Consider the following 15,065-nt stretch of genomic DNA (forward strand, 5'->3'; position numbering starts at 1 on the left):
TGACCAAGTTCCCGAAGGTTCTTGGTAAGAAGTGCTCCTTAGAAAGGAGGTGATCCAGCCGCACCTTCCGGTACGGCTACCTTGTTACGACTTCGTCCCAATCGCCAGTCCCACCTTCGACAGCTCCCTCCCCACAAGGGGGTTGGGCCACCGGCTTCGGGTGTTACCGACTTTCGTGACGTGACGGGCGGTGTGTACAAGGCCCGGGAACGTATTCACCGCAGCAATGCTGATCTGCGATTACTAGCAACTCCGACTTCATGGGGTCGAGTTGCAGACCCCAATCCGAACTGAGACCGGCTTTTTGAGATTCGCTCCACCTCACGGTATCGCAGCTCATTGTACCGGCCATTGTAGCACGTGTGCAGCCCAAGACATAAGGGGCATGATGACTTGACGTCGTCCCCACCTTCCTCCGAGTTGACCCCGGCGGTCTCCTGTGAGTCCCCGTCACCCCGAAGGGCACGCTGGCAACACAGGACAAGGGTTGCGCTCGTTGCGGGACTTAACCCAACATCTCACGACACGAGCTGACGACAGCCATGCACCACCTGTACACCGACCACAAGGGGGGCACTATCTCTAATGCTTTCCGGTGTATGTCAAGCCTTGGTAAGGTTCTTCGCGTTGCGTCGAATTAAGCCACATGCTCCGCTGCTTGTGCGGGCCCCCGTCAATTCCTTTGAGTTTTAGCCTTGCGGCCGTACTCCCCAGGCGGGGAACTTAATGCGTTAGCTGCGGCACCGACGACGTGGAATGTCGCCAACACCTAGTTCCCACCGTTTACGGCGTGGACTACCAGGGTATCTAATCCTGTTCGCTCCCCACGCTTTCGCTCCTCAGCGTCAGTAATGGCCCAGAGATCCGCCTTCGCCACCGGTGTTCCTCCTGATATCTGCGCATTTCACCGCTACACCAGGAATTCCGATCTCCCCTACCACACTCTAGCTAGCCCGTATCGAATGCAGACCCGGGGTTAAGCCCCGGGCTTTCACACCCGACGTGACAAGCCGCCTACGAGCTCTTTACGCCCAATAATTCCGGACAACGCTTGCGCCCTACGTATTACCGCGGCTGCTGGCACGTAGTTAGCCGGCGCTTCTTCTGCAGGTACCGTCACTTTCGCTTCTTCCCTGCTGAAAGAGGTTTACAACCCGAAGGCCGTCATCCCTCACGCGGCGTCGCTGCATCAGGCTTTCGCCCATTGTGCAATATTCCCCACTGCTGCCTCCCGTAGGAGTCTGGGCCGTGTCTCAGTCCCAGTGTGGCCGGTCGCCCTCTCAGGCCGGCTACCCGTCGTCGCCTTGGTGAGCCATTACCTCACCAACAAGCTGATAGGCCGCGGGCTCATCCTGCACCGCCGGAGCTTTTAACCCCCACACATGAGTGTAGGAGTGTTATCCGGTATTAGACCCCGTTTCCAGGGCTTGTCCCAGAGTGCAGGGCAGATTGCCCACGTGTTACTCACCCGTTCGCCACTAATCCCCACCGAAGTGGTTCATCGTTCGACTTGCATGTGTTAAGCACGCCGCCAGCGTTCGTCCTGAGCCAGGATCAAACTCTCCGTGAATGTTTTCCCGTAATCGGGAACGACACACACGAGAGCGGAACAGTCAGGCGGAATAAGCCCGACCGTTCACAGCGTCCTCGCTGTATGTTTTCTTCAAAGGAACCCTGCCACCGGAAGAATCCGATGGACGGGGTATCAACATATCTGGCGTTGATTTTTGGCACGCTGTTGAGTTCTCAAGGAACGGACGCTTCCTTTGTACTCACCCTCTCGGGCTTTCCTCCGGGCTTTTCCCTTCGGTCTTGCGTTTCCGACTCTATCAGACCGTTTCCGGTTCCGATTCCCTGTCGGCGGGGATTGTCAAGAGCTTTGGGCTTTCGCCTGTCGGCCTTTCGACATTCACTACGTTAGCCGATCCCCTCGGCAACTCATAATCGAGTTCCGCGAGTTCGAATTCAGGCATGCAGGCACGCCGAATGCGCCCTCAGCGAGGGAGAGTCGTTAGTAGTGGGTTGGCCGCTTCCGGCTGCTGGCGAATGCCGTACCCGGGTCAAGCGGCTCGGGCTACATTACGCACCCTGCCAAGACGCGTCAACTTGGCCGACGTCGCGGCGTATGAGCCCGATACGGGCTAACCGTAGGGTCGTTGGTGATCCAGAACCGCCAGGGGTGGACCGCGCCCTCGCCGGACACTCCGGTGCGGGGACCGCTGCTTACCTGATGAGAGGGGACGGGTGTACCGGCCAGCATCCTCAGGGGTGTCTCGCCCGTGGTGCACGCGTCCGTGCCGTCCAGGGAGCGGTCGACGTCCAGGGCGGTGGCCAGGCGGGCGGGGCCTTTGGCCAGTTCTTTGTCATTTCGGGCCGAGAGTCGACGTTTGCGGGCGAGTTCGGCGCCCTCGACGATCTCGCCGGCGCGGAGCAGGACCCCCCTGGCCGTGCCCTCCGGACCGCACACCAGGTTCATGCAGTGCCACATGCCGTAGGTGAAGTAGACGTACACATGCCCGGGCGGACCGAACATCACACCGTTGCGGGCCGTCGGACCTCTGTACGCGTGGGATGCGGGGTCGTTGCCGCCGTCGTAGGCCTCGGCCTCTGTGATGCGCAGGACGATCGGGCCGTCGGGGGTCGTACGGACGACGAGGCGGCCCAGGAGGTCGGGGGCGACCTCCAGTACAGGGCGGTCGAAGAACTCTCTGGGGAGTGGCATACGGTCCGGGGGCGCGATCATGGCGTCCGAGCGTAGTCCAGGCGCGCTTGTGCCAAGGGGTGGTCAAGGTTCCGTCCGCTTGCCAGGGTGTGGCGCGGAACCGGGCGCGGTCGGTTCGCGTTTGTAGGGATCAAGGGTCCATACGTAAAGGGAGAGTCAATGGCGTTCAAGAAGCTGCTCGCGAGCCTGGGGGCCGGCGGGGCTTCGGTGGAGACGGTGCTGACCGAGGTCAACGTCGTTCCGGGCGGGGTCGTCCAGGGCGAGGTGCGGATCCAGGGCGGTTCGGTCGCCCAGGAGATCCAGGGGCTCTCGGTCGGGCTGCAGGCCAAGGTCGAGGTCGAGAGCGGTGACCAGGAGTACAAGCAGGACATCGAGTTCACGAAGGTGCGGCTGGGCGGCGCCTTCGAGCTGCAGGCCGGGGCCGCGCACAACGTGCCGTTCGGTCTTGAGATCCCCTGGGAGACGCCGGTCACGATGATCGACGGTCAGTCGCTGCGCGGGATGCACATCGGGGTGAGCACCGAGCTGGCGATCGCCCGTGCCGTGGACTCCAGTGACCTCGACCCGGTCAACGTGCACCCGCTGCCGGCGCAGAAGGCTCTCCTGGACGCCTTCATCCGGCTGGGCTTCCGCTTCAAGAACGCGGACATGGAGCGCGGTCACATCCGGGGGACGCGGCAGAAGCTGCCGTTCTACCAGGAGATCGAGTTCCAGCCGCCGTCGCAGTACCGCGGGCTGAACCAGGTCGAGCTGAGCTTCGTCGCCGATGAGAACGCGATGGACGTCATCCTGGAGATGGACAAGAAGCCGGGCCTCTTCAGCGAGGGCAGTGACACCTTCCGGTCCTTCCAGGTGGGTCTGCACGACTTCCAGGGGACGGACTGGGCGGCGTACCTCAACCAATGGCTGTCCGAGGTCGGCAGCAAGCGGAACTGGTTCTAGGCTCGGGACGTACTGAAGATTCCGATCAGGAGGTACCGAGGTGACCGAGCTGAAGCGGCGACCGCTCCCCCATGACTTCCATCCGCCCGTGCCGTCGTTCACGGTGACGAGTGTGGACGTCGAGCCGGGGGCCACGCTCAAGGACGCTCAGGTCTACGCGGCCGGCAACACCTCGCCGCAGCTGCGGTGGGAGGGCTTCCCGCCCGGGACCAAGAGTTTCGCCGTGACCTGCTACGACCCGGACGCCCCTACGGGGAGCGGGTTCTGGCACTGGACGGTGTTCGACATCCCGGCCTCGGTGACCGAGCTGCCGGAGGGCGCGGGCAGCGGCAAGTTCGCGGGGCTGCCGGATGGCGCCGTACAGGTGCGGAACGACTACGGGTCGAAGGACTTCGGCGGTGCCGCGCCGCCGCCCGGGGACGGGTCGCACCGTTATGTGTTCACGGTGTACGCCGTTGACGCGGAAAAACTCGGTCCGGACTCGGACGTTTCCCCGGCGGTCGTCGGTTTCAACCTGCGGTTCCACACGCTGGCGCGTGCCCAGCTGATCGGTGAGTACGAGGTTCCCGCCGAAGACTGACGTTCATGGAACGTTTGCCCGCCTCTGGTCTTGGAATTGATCAGGGGCGGGCATTTTTTATTGCGTTGTCCATCTCGGCGTGCCCGGCCAGAGTTGATCCAAGCCCGCCGCGCGGTGGGCCGGTTGCACATGGGAGGTGGGCTGGATGCGGGACACGCTGGTGCTGAACGCGAGCTTCGAGCCGCTGTCGACGGTGTCGTTGAATCGAGCCGTCGTTCTGGTGCTGCAGGACAAGGCTGTCGTCGAGCAGGCCCACCCCGAACTGCGCATGCGCGGAGCCGAGGTCGACATACCGGTCCCCCGGGTGATCCGGTTGTGCAGGTATGTGAGGGTGCCGTTCCGAAGACAAGCTCCGTGGTCGAGGCGGGGTGTGCTGGTCCGGGACCGGCACCGGTGCGCGTACTGCGGCAGGCGCGCGACGACGGTCGACCACGTGGTGCCCAGGGCGCAGGGCGGTCAGGACTCGTGGCTGAACACGGTGGCTTCGTGCGCGGAGGACAACCACCGCAAGGCGGCGCGGACTCCGGAGCAGGCAGGGATGCCGTTGCTGCGGCAGCCGTTCGAGCCGACGCCGGCTGACGCGATGTTGCTCGCGCTGGCGTCCGAGGATTTTGAGGCGCTGCCGGGTTGGTTGGCTCGGGACGCTGCCTGAACTAAGCGCCGTAGGGGCGTGGATGGTCGTCGGGTGCGCGTCGTGTGTGGCTGATCGCGCAGTTCCCCGCGCCCCTCAAGGGCGCGGGGATTCGCGTATGTGCAGAAGTGGCCGTCAGTCGATGGACGGCTTCTCGCGGCGTTGGCGGTCTGAATTGCCGCCTGAGTTGCCGGAGTTGCCTCCGTCGTTGCCCGAATTGCCGCCGAACGGGCCCATGTTGCCCATCGCTCCGGAGAGGCCCTTGAGGGCGTCGCCGATCTCGCTGGGGACGATCCAGAGCTTGTTGGCGTCGCCTTCGGCGATCTTCGGGAGCATCTGGAGGTACTGGTAGCTGAGGAGCTTCTGGTCGGCGTCGCCCGCGTGGATCGCCTCGAACACCGTACGGACAGCCTGGGCTTCACCCTCGGCGCGCAGGGCCGCGGCCTTGGCCTCGCCTTCGGCGCGCAGGATCTGGGACTGCTTCTCGCCCTCTGCGGTGAGGATCGCGGCCTGGCGCGTACCTTCCGCGGTGAGGATCGCGGCGCGCTTGTCTCGGTCGGCGCGCATCTGCTTCTCCATCGAGTCCTGGATGGAGGTGGGGGGCTCAATTGCCTTGAGCTCCACGCGGTTTACGCGGATGCCCCACTTGCCCGTCGCCTCGTCGAGGACGCCGCGCAGGGCCGCGTTGATCTCCTCGCGGGAGGTCAGCGTCCGCTCCAGGTCCATGCCGCCGATGATGTTGCGGAGCGTGGTGACCGTGAGCTGCTCGATCGCCTGGATGTAGCTGGCCACTTCGTAGGTCGCGGCCCGCGCGTCCGTCACCTGGTAGTAGATGACCGTGTCGATGTTGACGACCAGGTTGTCCTGGGTGATCACCGGCTGCGGCGGGAACGGTACGACCTGTTCGCGCAGGTCGATGCGGTTGCGGATCGTGTCGATGAACGGGACGACGATGTTGAGTCCCGCGTTGAGTGTCCGTGTGTAGCGACCGAATCGCTCCACGATCGCGGCACTTGCCTGCGGGATGACCTGGATCGTCTTGATCAAAGCGATGAAGACCAACACCACCAGGATGATCAAGACGATGATGACCGGTTCCATCGTGCTCCCCGTACCCTTCTCCGCCTCGGCGCTTTCGGAAGATCTTATGGTTGTTGAAGATCTTGCTGGTCGAGTCTGTCAGACCGTCACGCAACTCGTGTGCTGTTCGGTTCAGTTGAGACCTGCGAGGTCATCAGTCGTGTCCTGCGAGGTCATCGGTTGAGTCCTGCGAGGTCAGATGACGATCGCGGTGGCTCCCTCGATCTCCACGACGTCCACCTCCTGGCCCGGTTCATAGGCACGGTCGGCGTCGAGCGAGCGGGCCGACCAGATCTCTCCGGCCAGCTTGATCCGGCCGCCGCCGGAGCCGTCGACACGCTCCAGGACGACGGCCTGTTTGCCCTTCAAGGCATCGATGCCCGTGGCGAGTTGGGGCAGTGTCGAACGGTGCCGGGCCGCGATGGGCCGTACGACCGCGATGAGCGCGACCGAGACGACGACAAAGACGAGGACCTGGACGACGAGGTCCCCGCCGATCCCGGCGGTGCCCGCGGCGGCTACGGCGCCCACGGCGAACATGCCGAACTCCGGCATCGCGGTCACCACAAGGGGGATCCCGAGTGCTGCCGCGCCGACGAGCCACCACACCCATGCGCCGATGTCGTTCACATGGTCAATGGTAGGGCTGCGGGTCCCGTCACGGACAGGGCGCATATGTCCCTACACCCGCTTCTTACAAGGCAGTTCAGGCCATGGGGAGACCGTGTGCGGTCCAGCGGTCGCCGACCTGCTCCACGATGAGCGGCAGACCGAAGCACAACGACAGGTTGCGGGCGGTGAGTTCGAGCTCCAGCGGACCCGCGGCGAGGACCTTGCCCTGACGGATCATCAGGACGTGGGTGAAGCCGGGGGCGATCTCCTCGACGTGGTGCGTGACCATGATCATGGAGGGCGCGATCGGGTCGCGGGCGAGGCGGCCGAGGCGGCGTACGAGGTCCTCGCGGCCGCCGAGGTCGAGACCGGCGGCGGGCTCGTCGAGGAGGAGCAGCTCGGGGTCGGTCATCAGGGCGCGGGCGATGAGGGTGCGCTTGCGCTCGCCCTCGGAGAGCGTGCCGAACTTGCGGTCCAGGTAGTCGCTCATGCCGAGGCGGTCGAGGAAGGCGCGGGCGCGCTGTTCGTCGACGTCCTCGTAGTCCTCGTTCCAGCCCGCGGTCATGCCATAAGCCGCGGTCAGGACGGTCTGCAGGACGGTCTGGCGCTTGGGGAGCTTCTCGGCCATGGCGATGCCGGCGACGCCGATGCGGGGGCGCAGTTCGAAGACGTCGACCTTGCCCAGGGTCTCGCCGAGGATGGTGGCGGTACCGCTGCTGGGGAACAGGTAGCTGGACGCGACGTTCAGGAGCGTGGTCTTGCCGGCGCCGTTCGGGCCGAGGATGACCCAGCGCTCGCCCTCCTTGACCGACCAGGAGACCTGGTCCACCAGAGCCCGGCCCTCCCGGACCACGGTTACGTCCTCCAGCTCCAGAACATCGCTCATGAGCGCGCTGTCTCCCATTGCATCGTCGGCCTGTCTCGGCTGTCGCGTGCGCCGGTAGGCGCAGCCCTCGAAGAAATCTACGCCACCGGCCGGGCGGTCCATTCCATCGGTCCGGTCCTTAGGGTGGACGCCATGCTTTCGGAACCACGCTCAGGACGCCTCGCCGCCTGGGGAAATGCCCTGTTGGCCGGACTTGTCTCGCCGGACGACGCCGTGCTCGCCATCGTGGGCGAGGACGCCGTGCACCGGGTGGAGGGGCTGCCGGGCGAGTCGGCACCCGTCGGACTCACGCTCGCGCTGGGACGGCTGCGCACCCTCGGCGCGACCGGACTGCGGGTGGCGCTGCCCACCTCGGGACACCCCCTGGGGCTGAGCGGCCCGCCCGCCTTCAACGCCCGCGCACTGGAGGCCGAGGAGGCGGTGATCTGCTACGGCGTCGCGCTCGGCCTCGTTCCCGAGGTCTACGAGGCCGGTCCCGCCGGTGACGTCCATGTCGAGGTCGTGTGGCACTGCCTGCCGGTGCGGGAGGCGCCGCCCGCCGATGTGCCCTCGCTCGGGGAGGCCGAACGGGAGCTGGCGGAGGCGCTGCGGGACGCCACGGCGGTGTTGTCCCGGCTCGATGTCGCCGGGTCGGGGCCGGTGGCCGAGGCGGCGGTCGACGCGTATCGCGCGCGGGCGGAGCGGGGGCGGGAGGTGTTGGCGCCGGGGTATCCGCCGCGGGCTGTGCGGGTGCTGGAGCTTGCGCAGCGGGTGGGGCTGCTGGTGTCCGTGGCTTACGAGAACGGGCCCGGGGGTGCGGTGAGCGCGTCCGAGATGGGGGCGCGGGCTGAGGCGTTGCGGCCGGTGGAGCGGACGGCTCGGCGGGCGCAGGTCGCGGCGTACAACTCCGTTGTGGAGGAGCGGGAGAAGGGGGTGCGCTGAATGTTCCGTCGCGTGGGTGCCCGGTGTCGGGGTGGGCGCCACTGGGGGCTCCGCCCCCAGACCCCCGATCGGCCCTGAAGGGGCCTCGTCCTCAAACGCCGGACGGGCTGAATATTGCGGGCCTGCGTCGAAAGGGTGCCGGACGGGCTGAGTAACGGCGGCCTGAGTTGAGAGGTGCCGGACGGGCTGAGTTTGCGGGCCTGCGTGGAGAGGGCCTGGCGTGCTGAGTTGTGGGCCTGCGCCGAGAAGGCCGGCGAGCTGGATTTGACGGCCGTCCCTGGGAAAGTCCCCCGCGGATCTCATACAAAGAAGGGCCCCACGAGTCGTCGTTGACTCGTGGGGCCCCTCTTGGTGGTGCGGGCGTCAGTCGTTGATGCCCTTGTTGCCGAACGCGGGGTTCAGCAGGCCGATGACGTTGACGCTGTCGCCGACGACGTTGACGGGGACGTGGACCGGGACCTGGACGGCGTTGCCCGAACCGACACCCGGGGACTTCACGGCCGCGCCGTCGGCACCGGCGTCGGCGAAAGCGGCACCGGCGGAGGCGCCGGCGGCGATACCGGCGACGGTGAGGGCCACAGCGGCCTTCTTGGCGATGTTCATGAGAAGCGTTCCTCCTGCGATTGCGTGACCGACCCGGCCGCGGGTCGTGCGCTGATCAACGCGGGGAAGCGCGGAAACGGCACGGACATGCGCGTTTGACTGCCCGTTCGGATCATTGGCGCGACAAGCCGACCAAATGACCAGGCGACCTGGTGACGAGCAGACCGGCCGCCCAGGGAGTGCCCTGGACGGCCGGAGGTCACTGTCGCGGAGCGACGTGCGTCAGCTGTTGACGCCCAGGTTGCCGAAGGCGGGGTTCAGGACGCCGATGACGTTCACGCTGTTGCCGACCGCGTTGACCGGGACGTGCACCGGGACCTGGATGACGTTGCCCGAGCCGACGCCGGGCGAACCGGCGGCCTGGCCGTTCGCCAGGCCGTCGGCGGAGGCCAGCCCGGCACCGGCGGCTACCAGCCCGCCGGCCACCATCGTCACGGCCGCTGCCTTCTTCAGGTTCTTCACTTCTGAGCCCTCCTAGCGATCACCGCGGCAGGCGCCGCGGCACGCACTGGAGAACGGTGGAGATCCACGAAGGATGCGCCATTCGGGGGACATTCCCACGACGGTATGAATCTCAGCCCGGAACGAGACGCTCCGTGTTGCCGTCACGCCGCCCCTGCGACACCGCTCACCTGGTCAGACCGTGCCGTACGGCGAACAGGGCCGCCTGCGTGCGGTCCGCCAGGTCGAGCTTCATCAGGATGTTCGACACGTGGGTCTTGACCGTCTTCTCGGAGAGCACCAGGGCGCGGGCTATCTCGCGGCCGTCGGCGATCAGGCCGAGCACCTCGCGCTCCCGCTCCGTGAGCGAACCGCCTCTCCCCTGCCCCGAGTTGGACTCCTCCTGGGACAACAGGACGCCGGCGACCTCGGGTTGGAGCAGGATGTGGCCCGCGTGGACGGAACGGATGGCGCCGGCCAGGGCGTCCGGGTCCACGTCCTTGTAGACGTAACCGGCGGCGCCCGCGCGCAGGGCCGGGATCACCGTGCGCTGTTCGGTGAAGCTGGTGACGATCAACACGCGCGCGGGGTGGTCGAGTTCGCGGAGTCTGCGCAGCGCGTCGATGCCGTCCATGCCCGGCATCTTGACGTCCATGAGGACGACGTCGGGCTTCAACTCCTCGGTGCGGGCGACTCCTTCGGCGCCGTCGGCCGCCTCGCCGACGACCTCGATGTCGTCCTGCACCTCCAGGAAGGTGCGCAGGCCCCGGCGGACGACCTGGTGGTCGTCGACGATGAGCACCTTGATTGCGTCAGCCACCGGGGACCTCCATCTCGATCGTGGTGCCCTTTCCGGGCGCCGATTCCACGGTCAGTGTGCCGCCGACGCCGTTGGTCCGGTCCCGCATGGAGACCAGGCCGAGGTGGCGTCCGGCGCGGCGGATCGACTGGGGTTCGAAGCCGGTGCCGTCGTCGGTGATCCGGAGGACCGCTCCGCAGCCGTGTCGCGCCAGGGTCACGGCGACGTGCTCCGCGCCGGAGTGCCGCAGCGCGTTGTGCAGGGCCTCCTGGGCGACGCGGAGCATGGCCTCCTCCTGGGCGGCGGGCAGGGCGCGGAAGCCGCGGCCGGTGAAGGTCACGCGCGCGGTGTGGGCGCGGTCGAGGACCTGGATCTGGGTGCGCAGGGTGGCGATCAGTCCGTCCTCGTCCAGGGCGGCGGGGCGCAACTCGACCACTGCTGCCCGGAGTTCGTCGGCTGCCTCGGCGGCGAGCGCGGCCACCTGCTGGAGTTCGCCCTTGGCCCGGGACGGGTCTCGGTCCACGAGGGTGGCGGCGGCCTGTGCGGTGAGGCGGAGCGAGAACAGCTTCTGGGACACCGCGTCGTGCAGCTCGTGGGCCAGGCGGGAACGTTCCTCGGCGATGGTCAGCTCGCGGCTGCGCTCGTACAGGCGGGCGTTGGTGAGAGCGATGGCCGCGTGCTGGGCGAGGATCGAGAGCAGCTCCTCGTCCTCCTCCGTGAAGCCGCAACTGCCGTCCCGCTTCGGGCAGTTCTTGTTCGCGAGGAAGAGCGCGCCGATGACCTCGTCGTCGTCGCGGATGGGCAGGCCCAGGAAGTCGGACATGTCGGGGTGGGCCGAGGGCCAGCCCTCGAAGCGGGGGTCCTTGCGGACGTCGGCGAGGCGCTCGGCCTTCGCCTCGTTCAGCATCGCGGCGAGGATGCCGTGCTGGCGCGGGAGCGGGCCGATGGCCTTCCACTGGGCGTCGCTGACGCCGTCGACCACGAACTGGGCGAAGCCGCCGTGGTCGTCGGGCACGCCGAGGGCGGCGTACTGCGCGTCGAGCAGCTCGCGGGCCGAGGCGACGATCGTCTTGAGGACGTCGCGCACCTCGAGATGCCTGCTCATGGCCAGCAGCGCGGAACTCACCGCCGCGAGGCCGGACCGTGGACCTTGACTCATGACCTCACGGTACCGGCGGGGTGTGACAACGCGGATCGGGCTGGTGACGGCCCTCTTCTGGTCCGGTGGACCTAGGACGAAGGGCCCCTGGGGATGCGGCCCGGGTCCGACGCGGCGGGGGCGGTCCCGTTCCTACGTTGGGGGCACGCCGACGGAGGCGTAGTGGACGAGGGGACGTGTGTGTCATGTCGGTTGCGATCATCACGGGGGCGTCCAAGGGACTGGGCCGGGCACTCGCCGAGGCCCTGGCCGCGCGGGGCTGGGACCTGGTGCTCGACGCCAGGACCGAGGGGGCGCTGACGGAGGCCGCGGTGTCCGTCGCCACGTACGGCACGCGCGTGGAGGCCGTTCCCGGTGACGTCACGGATGCCGCGCACCGGGCCGAGCTGGTGGCCGCGGCCGGGAAGCTGGGCGGCGTCGACCTGGTCGTCAGCAACGCGAGCGCGCTGGGCGCCGAGCCGCTCGTACGCCTTGAGGAGCTGACCCTGGACGGGCTGCGGCGGGCGCTGGAGGTGAACGTGGTGGCCGCGCTGGGGCTGGTCCAGGAGGCGTTGCCGCTGCTGCGGGCCTCGCGGGCGGGTGCGGTGATCGCGGTCAGCTCGGACGCGGCGGCCGAGGCGTACGAGACGTGGGGCGGCTACGGGGCGTCCAAGGCTGCCCTCGACCACCTCGCGGCCGTGCTCGGCACGGAGGAACCCGGGCTGGGGGTCTGGGCGGTCGATCCCGGGGACATGGGCACGGACCTGTACGCGGCGGCCGTACCGGACGACGACGATCCCCGGCCGTCGCCGACGTCCGTGGTGCCGGCCTTTCTACGACTGCTGGACGAGCGTCCCGCGAGCGGTCGCTACGGGGCCCCGGCCCTCCTGGAGGAGCGATGACAGTAGCGGTGCGGGTCCCGGAGGAGCTGTCCGCGCGCGTGCCCGTCGAACAGCGCGGGCCCGGGCTCGACCGGGATGCCGTACGACTGCTCGTGTCGCGCGGTACCGAGGTGTCGCATCACGCGTTCGCGGAACTGCCGCGGCTGTTGCGGGCCGGGGATCTGCTGGTCGTGAACACGTCGCCGACGCTCGCCGCAGCGGTGGACGGGTGGATCGGGCACGCACGCGTGGTGGTGCATTTCTCCACCCGGGGCGATGACGGACGGTGGGCCGTCGAGCTGCGCGAGCCGGACGGCCAGGGCACCACACGCGCGCGTGCGGGCGGCCCGGCCGGCGTGGAGGTACGACTGCCCGGGGGTGTGCGGCTGGCCCTGGAGGAGCCGCTGAGCGGGCGGGGTGAGCGGTTGTGGTGGGCGCGGGTGTCGGGGGTGCGGGTGTCGGACCCGGGAGCGTCGGAGCCTGGGGCGGCGAGGCCTGAAGCCTCAGGGGCGGCCGTGCCCGGGACGAGTGCCGCGAAGCCGGAAGTGCTGGGCACGGACGAGGTGCTGGGGGCGCGGGTGCCCGGGGTGGAGAAGTCAGGCATCGGAACGCCTGGGCCTGGAGGGCCGACGTCGGGCGGGCCCTCGGGGCGAGGAGCGACTGGGCCGACCGTACCCGGGACGAACAGCGCCGAGCCAGAAATGGCGGGCCCGGACGATGTGCCGGAGGCGCGGGTGGCCGGAGCGGAATCGCCGGACATCGCGACACCCAGCGCTGGAGAGCCTGCGACGAGCGCGCCCGCAGGGCGAGGAGCGACTGGGCCGGCCGTGCCCGGGACGAGTGCCGCGGAGCCGGAAGTGCTGGGCTCGGACAACGCACCGGGAGCACGCGCGGCCGGGGCGAAGTCGCCGGACATCGTGACGCCCAAGGCCGGAGGGCCGGCGTCGAGCGCGCCCGCAGGGCGAGGAGCGACTGAGCCTGCCGTACCCAGGACGAACGGCGCCGAGCCAGAAATGGCAGGCCCAGACGACACCCCGGGCGCACGCCTGCCCAGGGCCGAGTCGCCCGGCATCGGGACGCCCAGGCCCGGAGGTTCGGCGGCGAGTGTGGCCGCGCTGCTCCGCGAGTACGGGCGGCCCATTCGTTACTCCTATACAGAGCGCGATCAGCCGCTCTCGGTCTACCAGACGGTGTTCTCGTTGCCCACGGAGGACGGGACGGGCAGTGCGGAGATGCCCAGTGCGGCTCGGCCCTTCACCGCGCGGCTGGTGGCGGAGCTGGTGAGTCGGGGGGTGCAGTTCGCGCCGATCACGCTGCACACCGGGGTGGCGTCGGCCGAGGTGCGGGAGCCGCCGTATCCGGAGCGGTTCGCGGTGTCGGAGACGTCGGCCCGGTTGATCAATGCCGCCCGGGCCGGGGACGGGCGGGTCATCGCGGTCGGGACCACCGCCGTGCGGGCCGTCGAGTCCGCCGCCGGGGCCGACGGGGTCGTACGCGCGCGTGCGGGGTGGACGGACCTCGTCGTGACGCCGGAGCGGGGTGTGCGGGTCGTGGACGGGCTGCTGACGGGGCTGCACGAGCCGGAGGCCTCGCATCTGCTGATGCTGGAGGCGGTCGCCGGGCGGGCCGCCGTAGGCCGCAGTTATGAGGAGGCGCTGCGGGGGCTCTACCTGTGGCACGAGTTCGGGGACGTGCATCTCATCCTCCCGGAGGAGGGTCCTCACGCGGTGCGTTGCTCACGCAACTGCGGGTGAGGTTGGTGTGCGGTCGATGTGAGCCCGCACATAGGGCGCAGATCACGTACTAGCGGACATAGGAGATATAGGCGCCCCGCTTGAGCGGGACAGACGGTCCCGTCTGTCCCGTTTTGCCCTGGACCGGTCAACTACCCGGGATCGTACGTCACACCTTTGCCAGGGGTTTTTGCGGCCGCTAAGAATTGCAGCCGTCGCTCAGCGCCGCGGATCCGTCCGCGGCGTTTGTGCCGGAAGCACCCGCGTCCCCCGCCGGACCGTGAGCGACCTCCGCGCAATTCGAAGAGGTCCATCCGCCATGCCCAAGAACTCGAACACTCCTGGTCATAGTCGCCTGACCAAGCTGAACAAGCTGACGAAGCAGCACAAGATCGCGCTCGCAGGTGTCGCCACGCTCGGCGCCGCCGCCCTCGCCTTCTCCGCGGTGCCCAGCGACGCGGGGACGACCACGAGCGACGCCGCGACCTCGACGAAGATCGCGTACAGCACGGAGCCCATCAAGGGCGTCAAGGCCAGCGTCACCGACCAGCTCGCCGGTGCCGGTGTGAAGACCGAGGCGATCCAGGCGAAGGCCGACGCCAAGGCGAAGGCGGCGAAGGCCAAGGCGGACGCCGCCGCGAAGAAGAAGGCCGCCGCCGAAGCCGCCGCCAAGAAGAAGGCGGAGGCCGCGCGCAAGGCCAAGAAGGCCGCGAGCCGCTCCACCGAGCGCGTCAAGATCCAGCCCGTCGCCGCGACGACCTACGCGAACAACCTCAACGGCTGGATCAACCACGCCCTGGCGATCATGAAGCAGAAGGGCATCCCGGGCTCGTACAACGGCCTGTACAAGAACATCATGCGGGAGTCCTCGGGCAACCCCAGCGCGATCAACGGCTGGGACGTCAACGCGGTCAACGGCACGCCGTCGATCGGCCTGCTCCAGGTCATCCAGCCGACGTTCAACGCGTACCACGTCTCCGGTACCTCGACGAACATCTACGACCCGGTCGCCAACATCACCGCCGCGGCGAACTACGCGGCCGACCGGTACGGCTCGATCGACAACGTCAACAGCGCGTACTGAGACGCGTACTGA

15 protein-coding genes, 1 rRNA gene and 1 pseudogene are annotated in these 15,065 nt (G+C 68.1%); 8 read left to right on the forward strand and 9 right to left on the reverse strand.

Annotated elements, in window-relative coordinates; genetic code table 11:
• Window positions 1-42 precede the first annotated feature (42 nt).
• Together R2B38_RS07160 and R2B38_RS07165 are read right to left on the reverse strand one after the other, a co-directional pair.
• Window positions 43-1,570, reverse strand: a 16S ribosomal RNA gene (locus R2B38_RS07160).
• A 531-nt stretch (window positions 1,571-2,101) separates the two neighbouring features.
• Window positions 2,102-2,743, reverse strand: a complete 642-nt coding sequence (locus R2B38_RS07165) for a DNA-3-methyladenine glycosylase (RefSeq protein WP_318015460.1) — start codon at window positions 2,741-2,743, stop codon at window positions 2,102-2,104.
• A 138-nt stretch (window positions 2,744-2,881) separates the two neighbouring features.
• Between R2B38_RS07165 and R2B38_RS07170 the strand changes: the two genes are divergently transcribed.
• From R2B38_RS07170 to R2B38_RS07180, 3 genes are all read left to right on the forward strand, one after another.
• Entirely contained in the window at window positions 2,882-3,664 is a 783-nt protein-coding gene (locus tag R2B38_RS07170) for a sporulation protein (RefSeq protein ID WP_033286432.1), read from the forward strand.
• 40 nt (window positions 3,665-3,704) lie between these two features.
• Entirely contained in the window at window positions 3,705-4,244 is a 540-nt protein-coding gene (locus R2B38_RS07175) for a YbhB/YbcL family Raf kinase inhibitor-like protein (protein ID WP_318015461.1), read from the forward strand.
• Between the two features lie 145 nt (window positions 4,245-4,389).
• Window positions 4,390-4,896 carry an HNH endonuclease gene (locus R2B38_RS07180; protein WP_318015462.1) on the forward strand — a complete coding sequence of 169 codons (507 nt, stop codon included), beginning with the start codon at window positions 4,390-4,392 and terminating at the stop codon, window positions 4,894-4,896.
• Between the two features lie 114 nt (window positions 4,897-5,010).
• Here R2B38_RS07180 and R2B38_RS07185 read toward each other — a convergent pair whose 3' ends face one another.
• From R2B38_RS07185 to R2B38_RS07195, 3 genes are all read right to left on the reverse strand, one after another.
• On the reverse strand, window positions 5,011-5,976 hold the full coding sequence (locus R2B38_RS07185; RefSeq protein ID WP_318015463.1) for an SPFH domain-containing protein: 966 nt from the start codon (window positions 5,974-5,976) through the stop codon (window positions 5,011-5,013).
• A gap of 174 nt (window positions 5,977-6,150) precedes the next feature.
• The gene (locus tag R2B38_RS07190) at window positions 6,151-6,585 is read right to left on the reverse strand and encodes an NfeD family protein (RefSeq protein WP_318015464.1); all 435 of its coding nucleotides are present in this window, start codon (window positions 6,583-6,585) and stop codon (window positions 6,151-6,153) included.
• A gap of 76 nt (window positions 6,586-6,661) precedes the next feature.
• Entirely contained in the window at window positions 6,662-7,453 is a 792-nt protein-coding gene (locus tag R2B38_RS07195) for an ABC transporter ATP-binding protein (RefSeq protein WP_033286427.1), read from the reverse strand.
• Between the two features lie 132 nt (window positions 7,454-7,585).
• On the opposite strand from R2B38_RS07195, the gene R2B38_RS07200 reads away from it, so the two are divergent.
• The gene (locus R2B38_RS07200) at window positions 7,586-8,374 is read left to right on the forward strand and encodes a hypothetical protein (RefSeq protein ID WP_318015465.1); all 789 of its coding nucleotides are present in this window, start codon (window positions 7,586-7,588) and stop codon (window positions 8,372-8,374) included.
• Between the two features lie 363 nt (window positions 8,375-8,737).
• Here R2B38_RS07200 and R2B38_RS07205 read toward each other — a convergent pair whose 3' ends face one another.
• From R2B38_RS07205 to R2B38_RS07220, 4 genes are all read right to left on the reverse strand, one after another.
• The gene (locus R2B38_RS07205) at window positions 8,738-8,977 is read right to left on the reverse strand and encodes a chaplin family protein (RefSeq protein ID WP_033286425.1); all 240 of its coding nucleotides are present in this window, start codon (window positions 8,975-8,977) and stop codon (window positions 8,738-8,740) included.
• A gap of 222 nt (window positions 8,978-9,199) precedes the next feature.
• Window positions 9,200-9,439 carry a chaplin gene (locus R2B38_RS07210; protein WP_033286424.1) on the reverse strand — a complete coding sequence of 80 codons (240 nt, stop codon included), beginning with the start codon at window positions 9,437-9,439 and terminating at the stop codon, window positions 9,200-9,202.
• 166 nt (window positions 9,440-9,605) lie between these two features.
• Window positions 9,606-10,238, reverse strand: coding sequence for a response regulator transcription factor (locus R2B38_RS07215; RefSeq protein ID WP_318015466.1), 633 nt, complete (start codon window positions 10,236-10,238; stop codon window positions 9,606-9,608).
• A complete protein-coding gene (locus R2B38_RS07220; protein ID WP_318015467.1) occupies window positions 10,231-11,376 on the reverse strand; it encodes a GAF domain-containing sensor histidine kinase in 1,146 nt (381 codons plus the stop codon). The genes R2B38_RS07215 and R2B38_RS07220 overlap by 8 nt, the downstream gene beginning before the upstream one ends.
• A gap of 185 nt (window positions 11,377-11,561) precedes the next feature.
• Between R2B38_RS07220 and R2B38_RS07225 the strand changes: the two genes are divergently transcribed.
• The 4 genes and pseudogenes from R2B38_RS07225 (at window position 11,562) to R2B38_RS07240 (ending at window position 15,053) form a co-directional block, all read left to right on the forward strand.
• A complete protein-coding gene (locus R2B38_RS07225; protein WP_318015468.1) occupies window positions 11,562-12,257 on the forward strand; it encodes an SDR family NAD(P)-dependent oxidoreductase in 696 nt (231 codons plus the stop codon).
• Window positions 12,254-12,694 (forward strand): annotated as a pseudogene (locus R2B38_RS07230) (S-adenosylmethionine:tRNA ribosyltransferase-isomerase); the annotation flags it as partial. The gene R2B38_RS07225 and the pseudogene R2B38_RS07230, both read left to right, overlap by 4 nt.
• Before the next feature lie 243 nt (window positions 12,695-12,937).
• Complete coding sequence (locus tag R2B38_RS51270; RefSeq protein ID WP_411978561.1) at window positions 12,938-13,990, forward strand: S-adenosylmethionine:tRNA ribosyltransferase-isomerase; 1,053 nt, start codon at window positions 12,938-12,940, stop codon at window positions 13,988-13,990.
• 298 nt (window positions 13,991-14,288) lie between these two features.
• On the forward strand, window positions 14,289-15,053 hold the full coding sequence (locus R2B38_RS07240; protein ID WP_318015469.1) for a transglycosylase SLT domain-containing protein: 765 nt from the start codon (window positions 14,289-14,291) through the stop codon (window positions 15,051-15,053).
• Window positions 15,054-15,065: the final 12 nt, after the last annotated feature.

The organism is Streptomyces sp. N50, from assembly GCF_033335955.1.
Taxonomy (GTDB): Bacteria; Actinomycetota; Actinomycetes; order Streptomycetales; family Streptomycetaceae; genus Streptomyces.

Excerpts from the sequence above, each read along its gene's own strand:
- R2B38_RS07200 (WP_318015465.1), top strand. The coding sequence starts at position 7,586 with ATGCTTTCGGAACCACGCTCAGGACGCCTCGCCGCCTGGGGAAATGCC.
- R2B38_RS07240 (WP_318015469.1), top strand. The coding sequence starts at position 14,289 with ATGCCCAAGAACTCGAACACTCCTGGTCATAGTCGCCTGACCAAGCTG.
- R2B38_RS07220 (WP_318015467.1), bottom strand. The coding sequence starts at position 11,376 with ATGAGTCAAGGTCCACGGTCCGGCCTCGCGGCGGTGAGTTCCGCGCTG.
- R2B38_RS07225 (WP_318015468.1), top strand. The coding sequence starts at position 11,562 with ATGTCGGTTGCGATCATCACGGGGGCGTCCAAGGGACTGGGCCGGGCA.
- R2B38_RS07180 (WP_318015462.1), top strand. The coding sequence starts at position 4,390 with ATGCGGGACACGCTGGTGCTGAACGCGAGCTTCGAGCCGCTGTCGACG.
- R2B38_RS07185 (WP_318015463.1), bottom strand. The coding sequence starts at position 5,976 with ATGGAACCGGTCATCATCGTCTTGATCATCCTGGTGGTGTTGGTCTTC.
- R2B38_RS07195 (WP_033286427.1), bottom strand. The coding sequence starts at position 7,453 with ATGAGCGATGTTCTGGAGCTGGAGGACGTAACCGTGGTCCGGGAGGGC.
- R2B38_RS07205 (WP_033286425.1), bottom strand. The coding sequence starts at position 8,977 with ATGAACATCGCCAAGAAGGCCGCTGTGGCCCTCACCGTCGCCGGTATC.
- R2B38_RS51270 (WP_411978561.1), top strand. The coding sequence starts at position 12,938 with ATGGCGGGCCCGGACGATGTGCCGGAGGCGCGGGTGGCCGGAGCGGAA.
- R2B38_RS07170 (WP_033286432.1), top strand. The coding sequence starts at position 2,882 with ATGGCGTTCAAGAAGCTGCTCGCGAGCCTGGGGGCCGGCGGGGCTTCG.
- R2B38_RS07165 (WP_318015460.1), bottom strand. The coding sequence starts at position 2,743 with ATGATCGCGCCCCCGGACCGTATGCCACTCCCCAGAGAGTTCTTCGAC.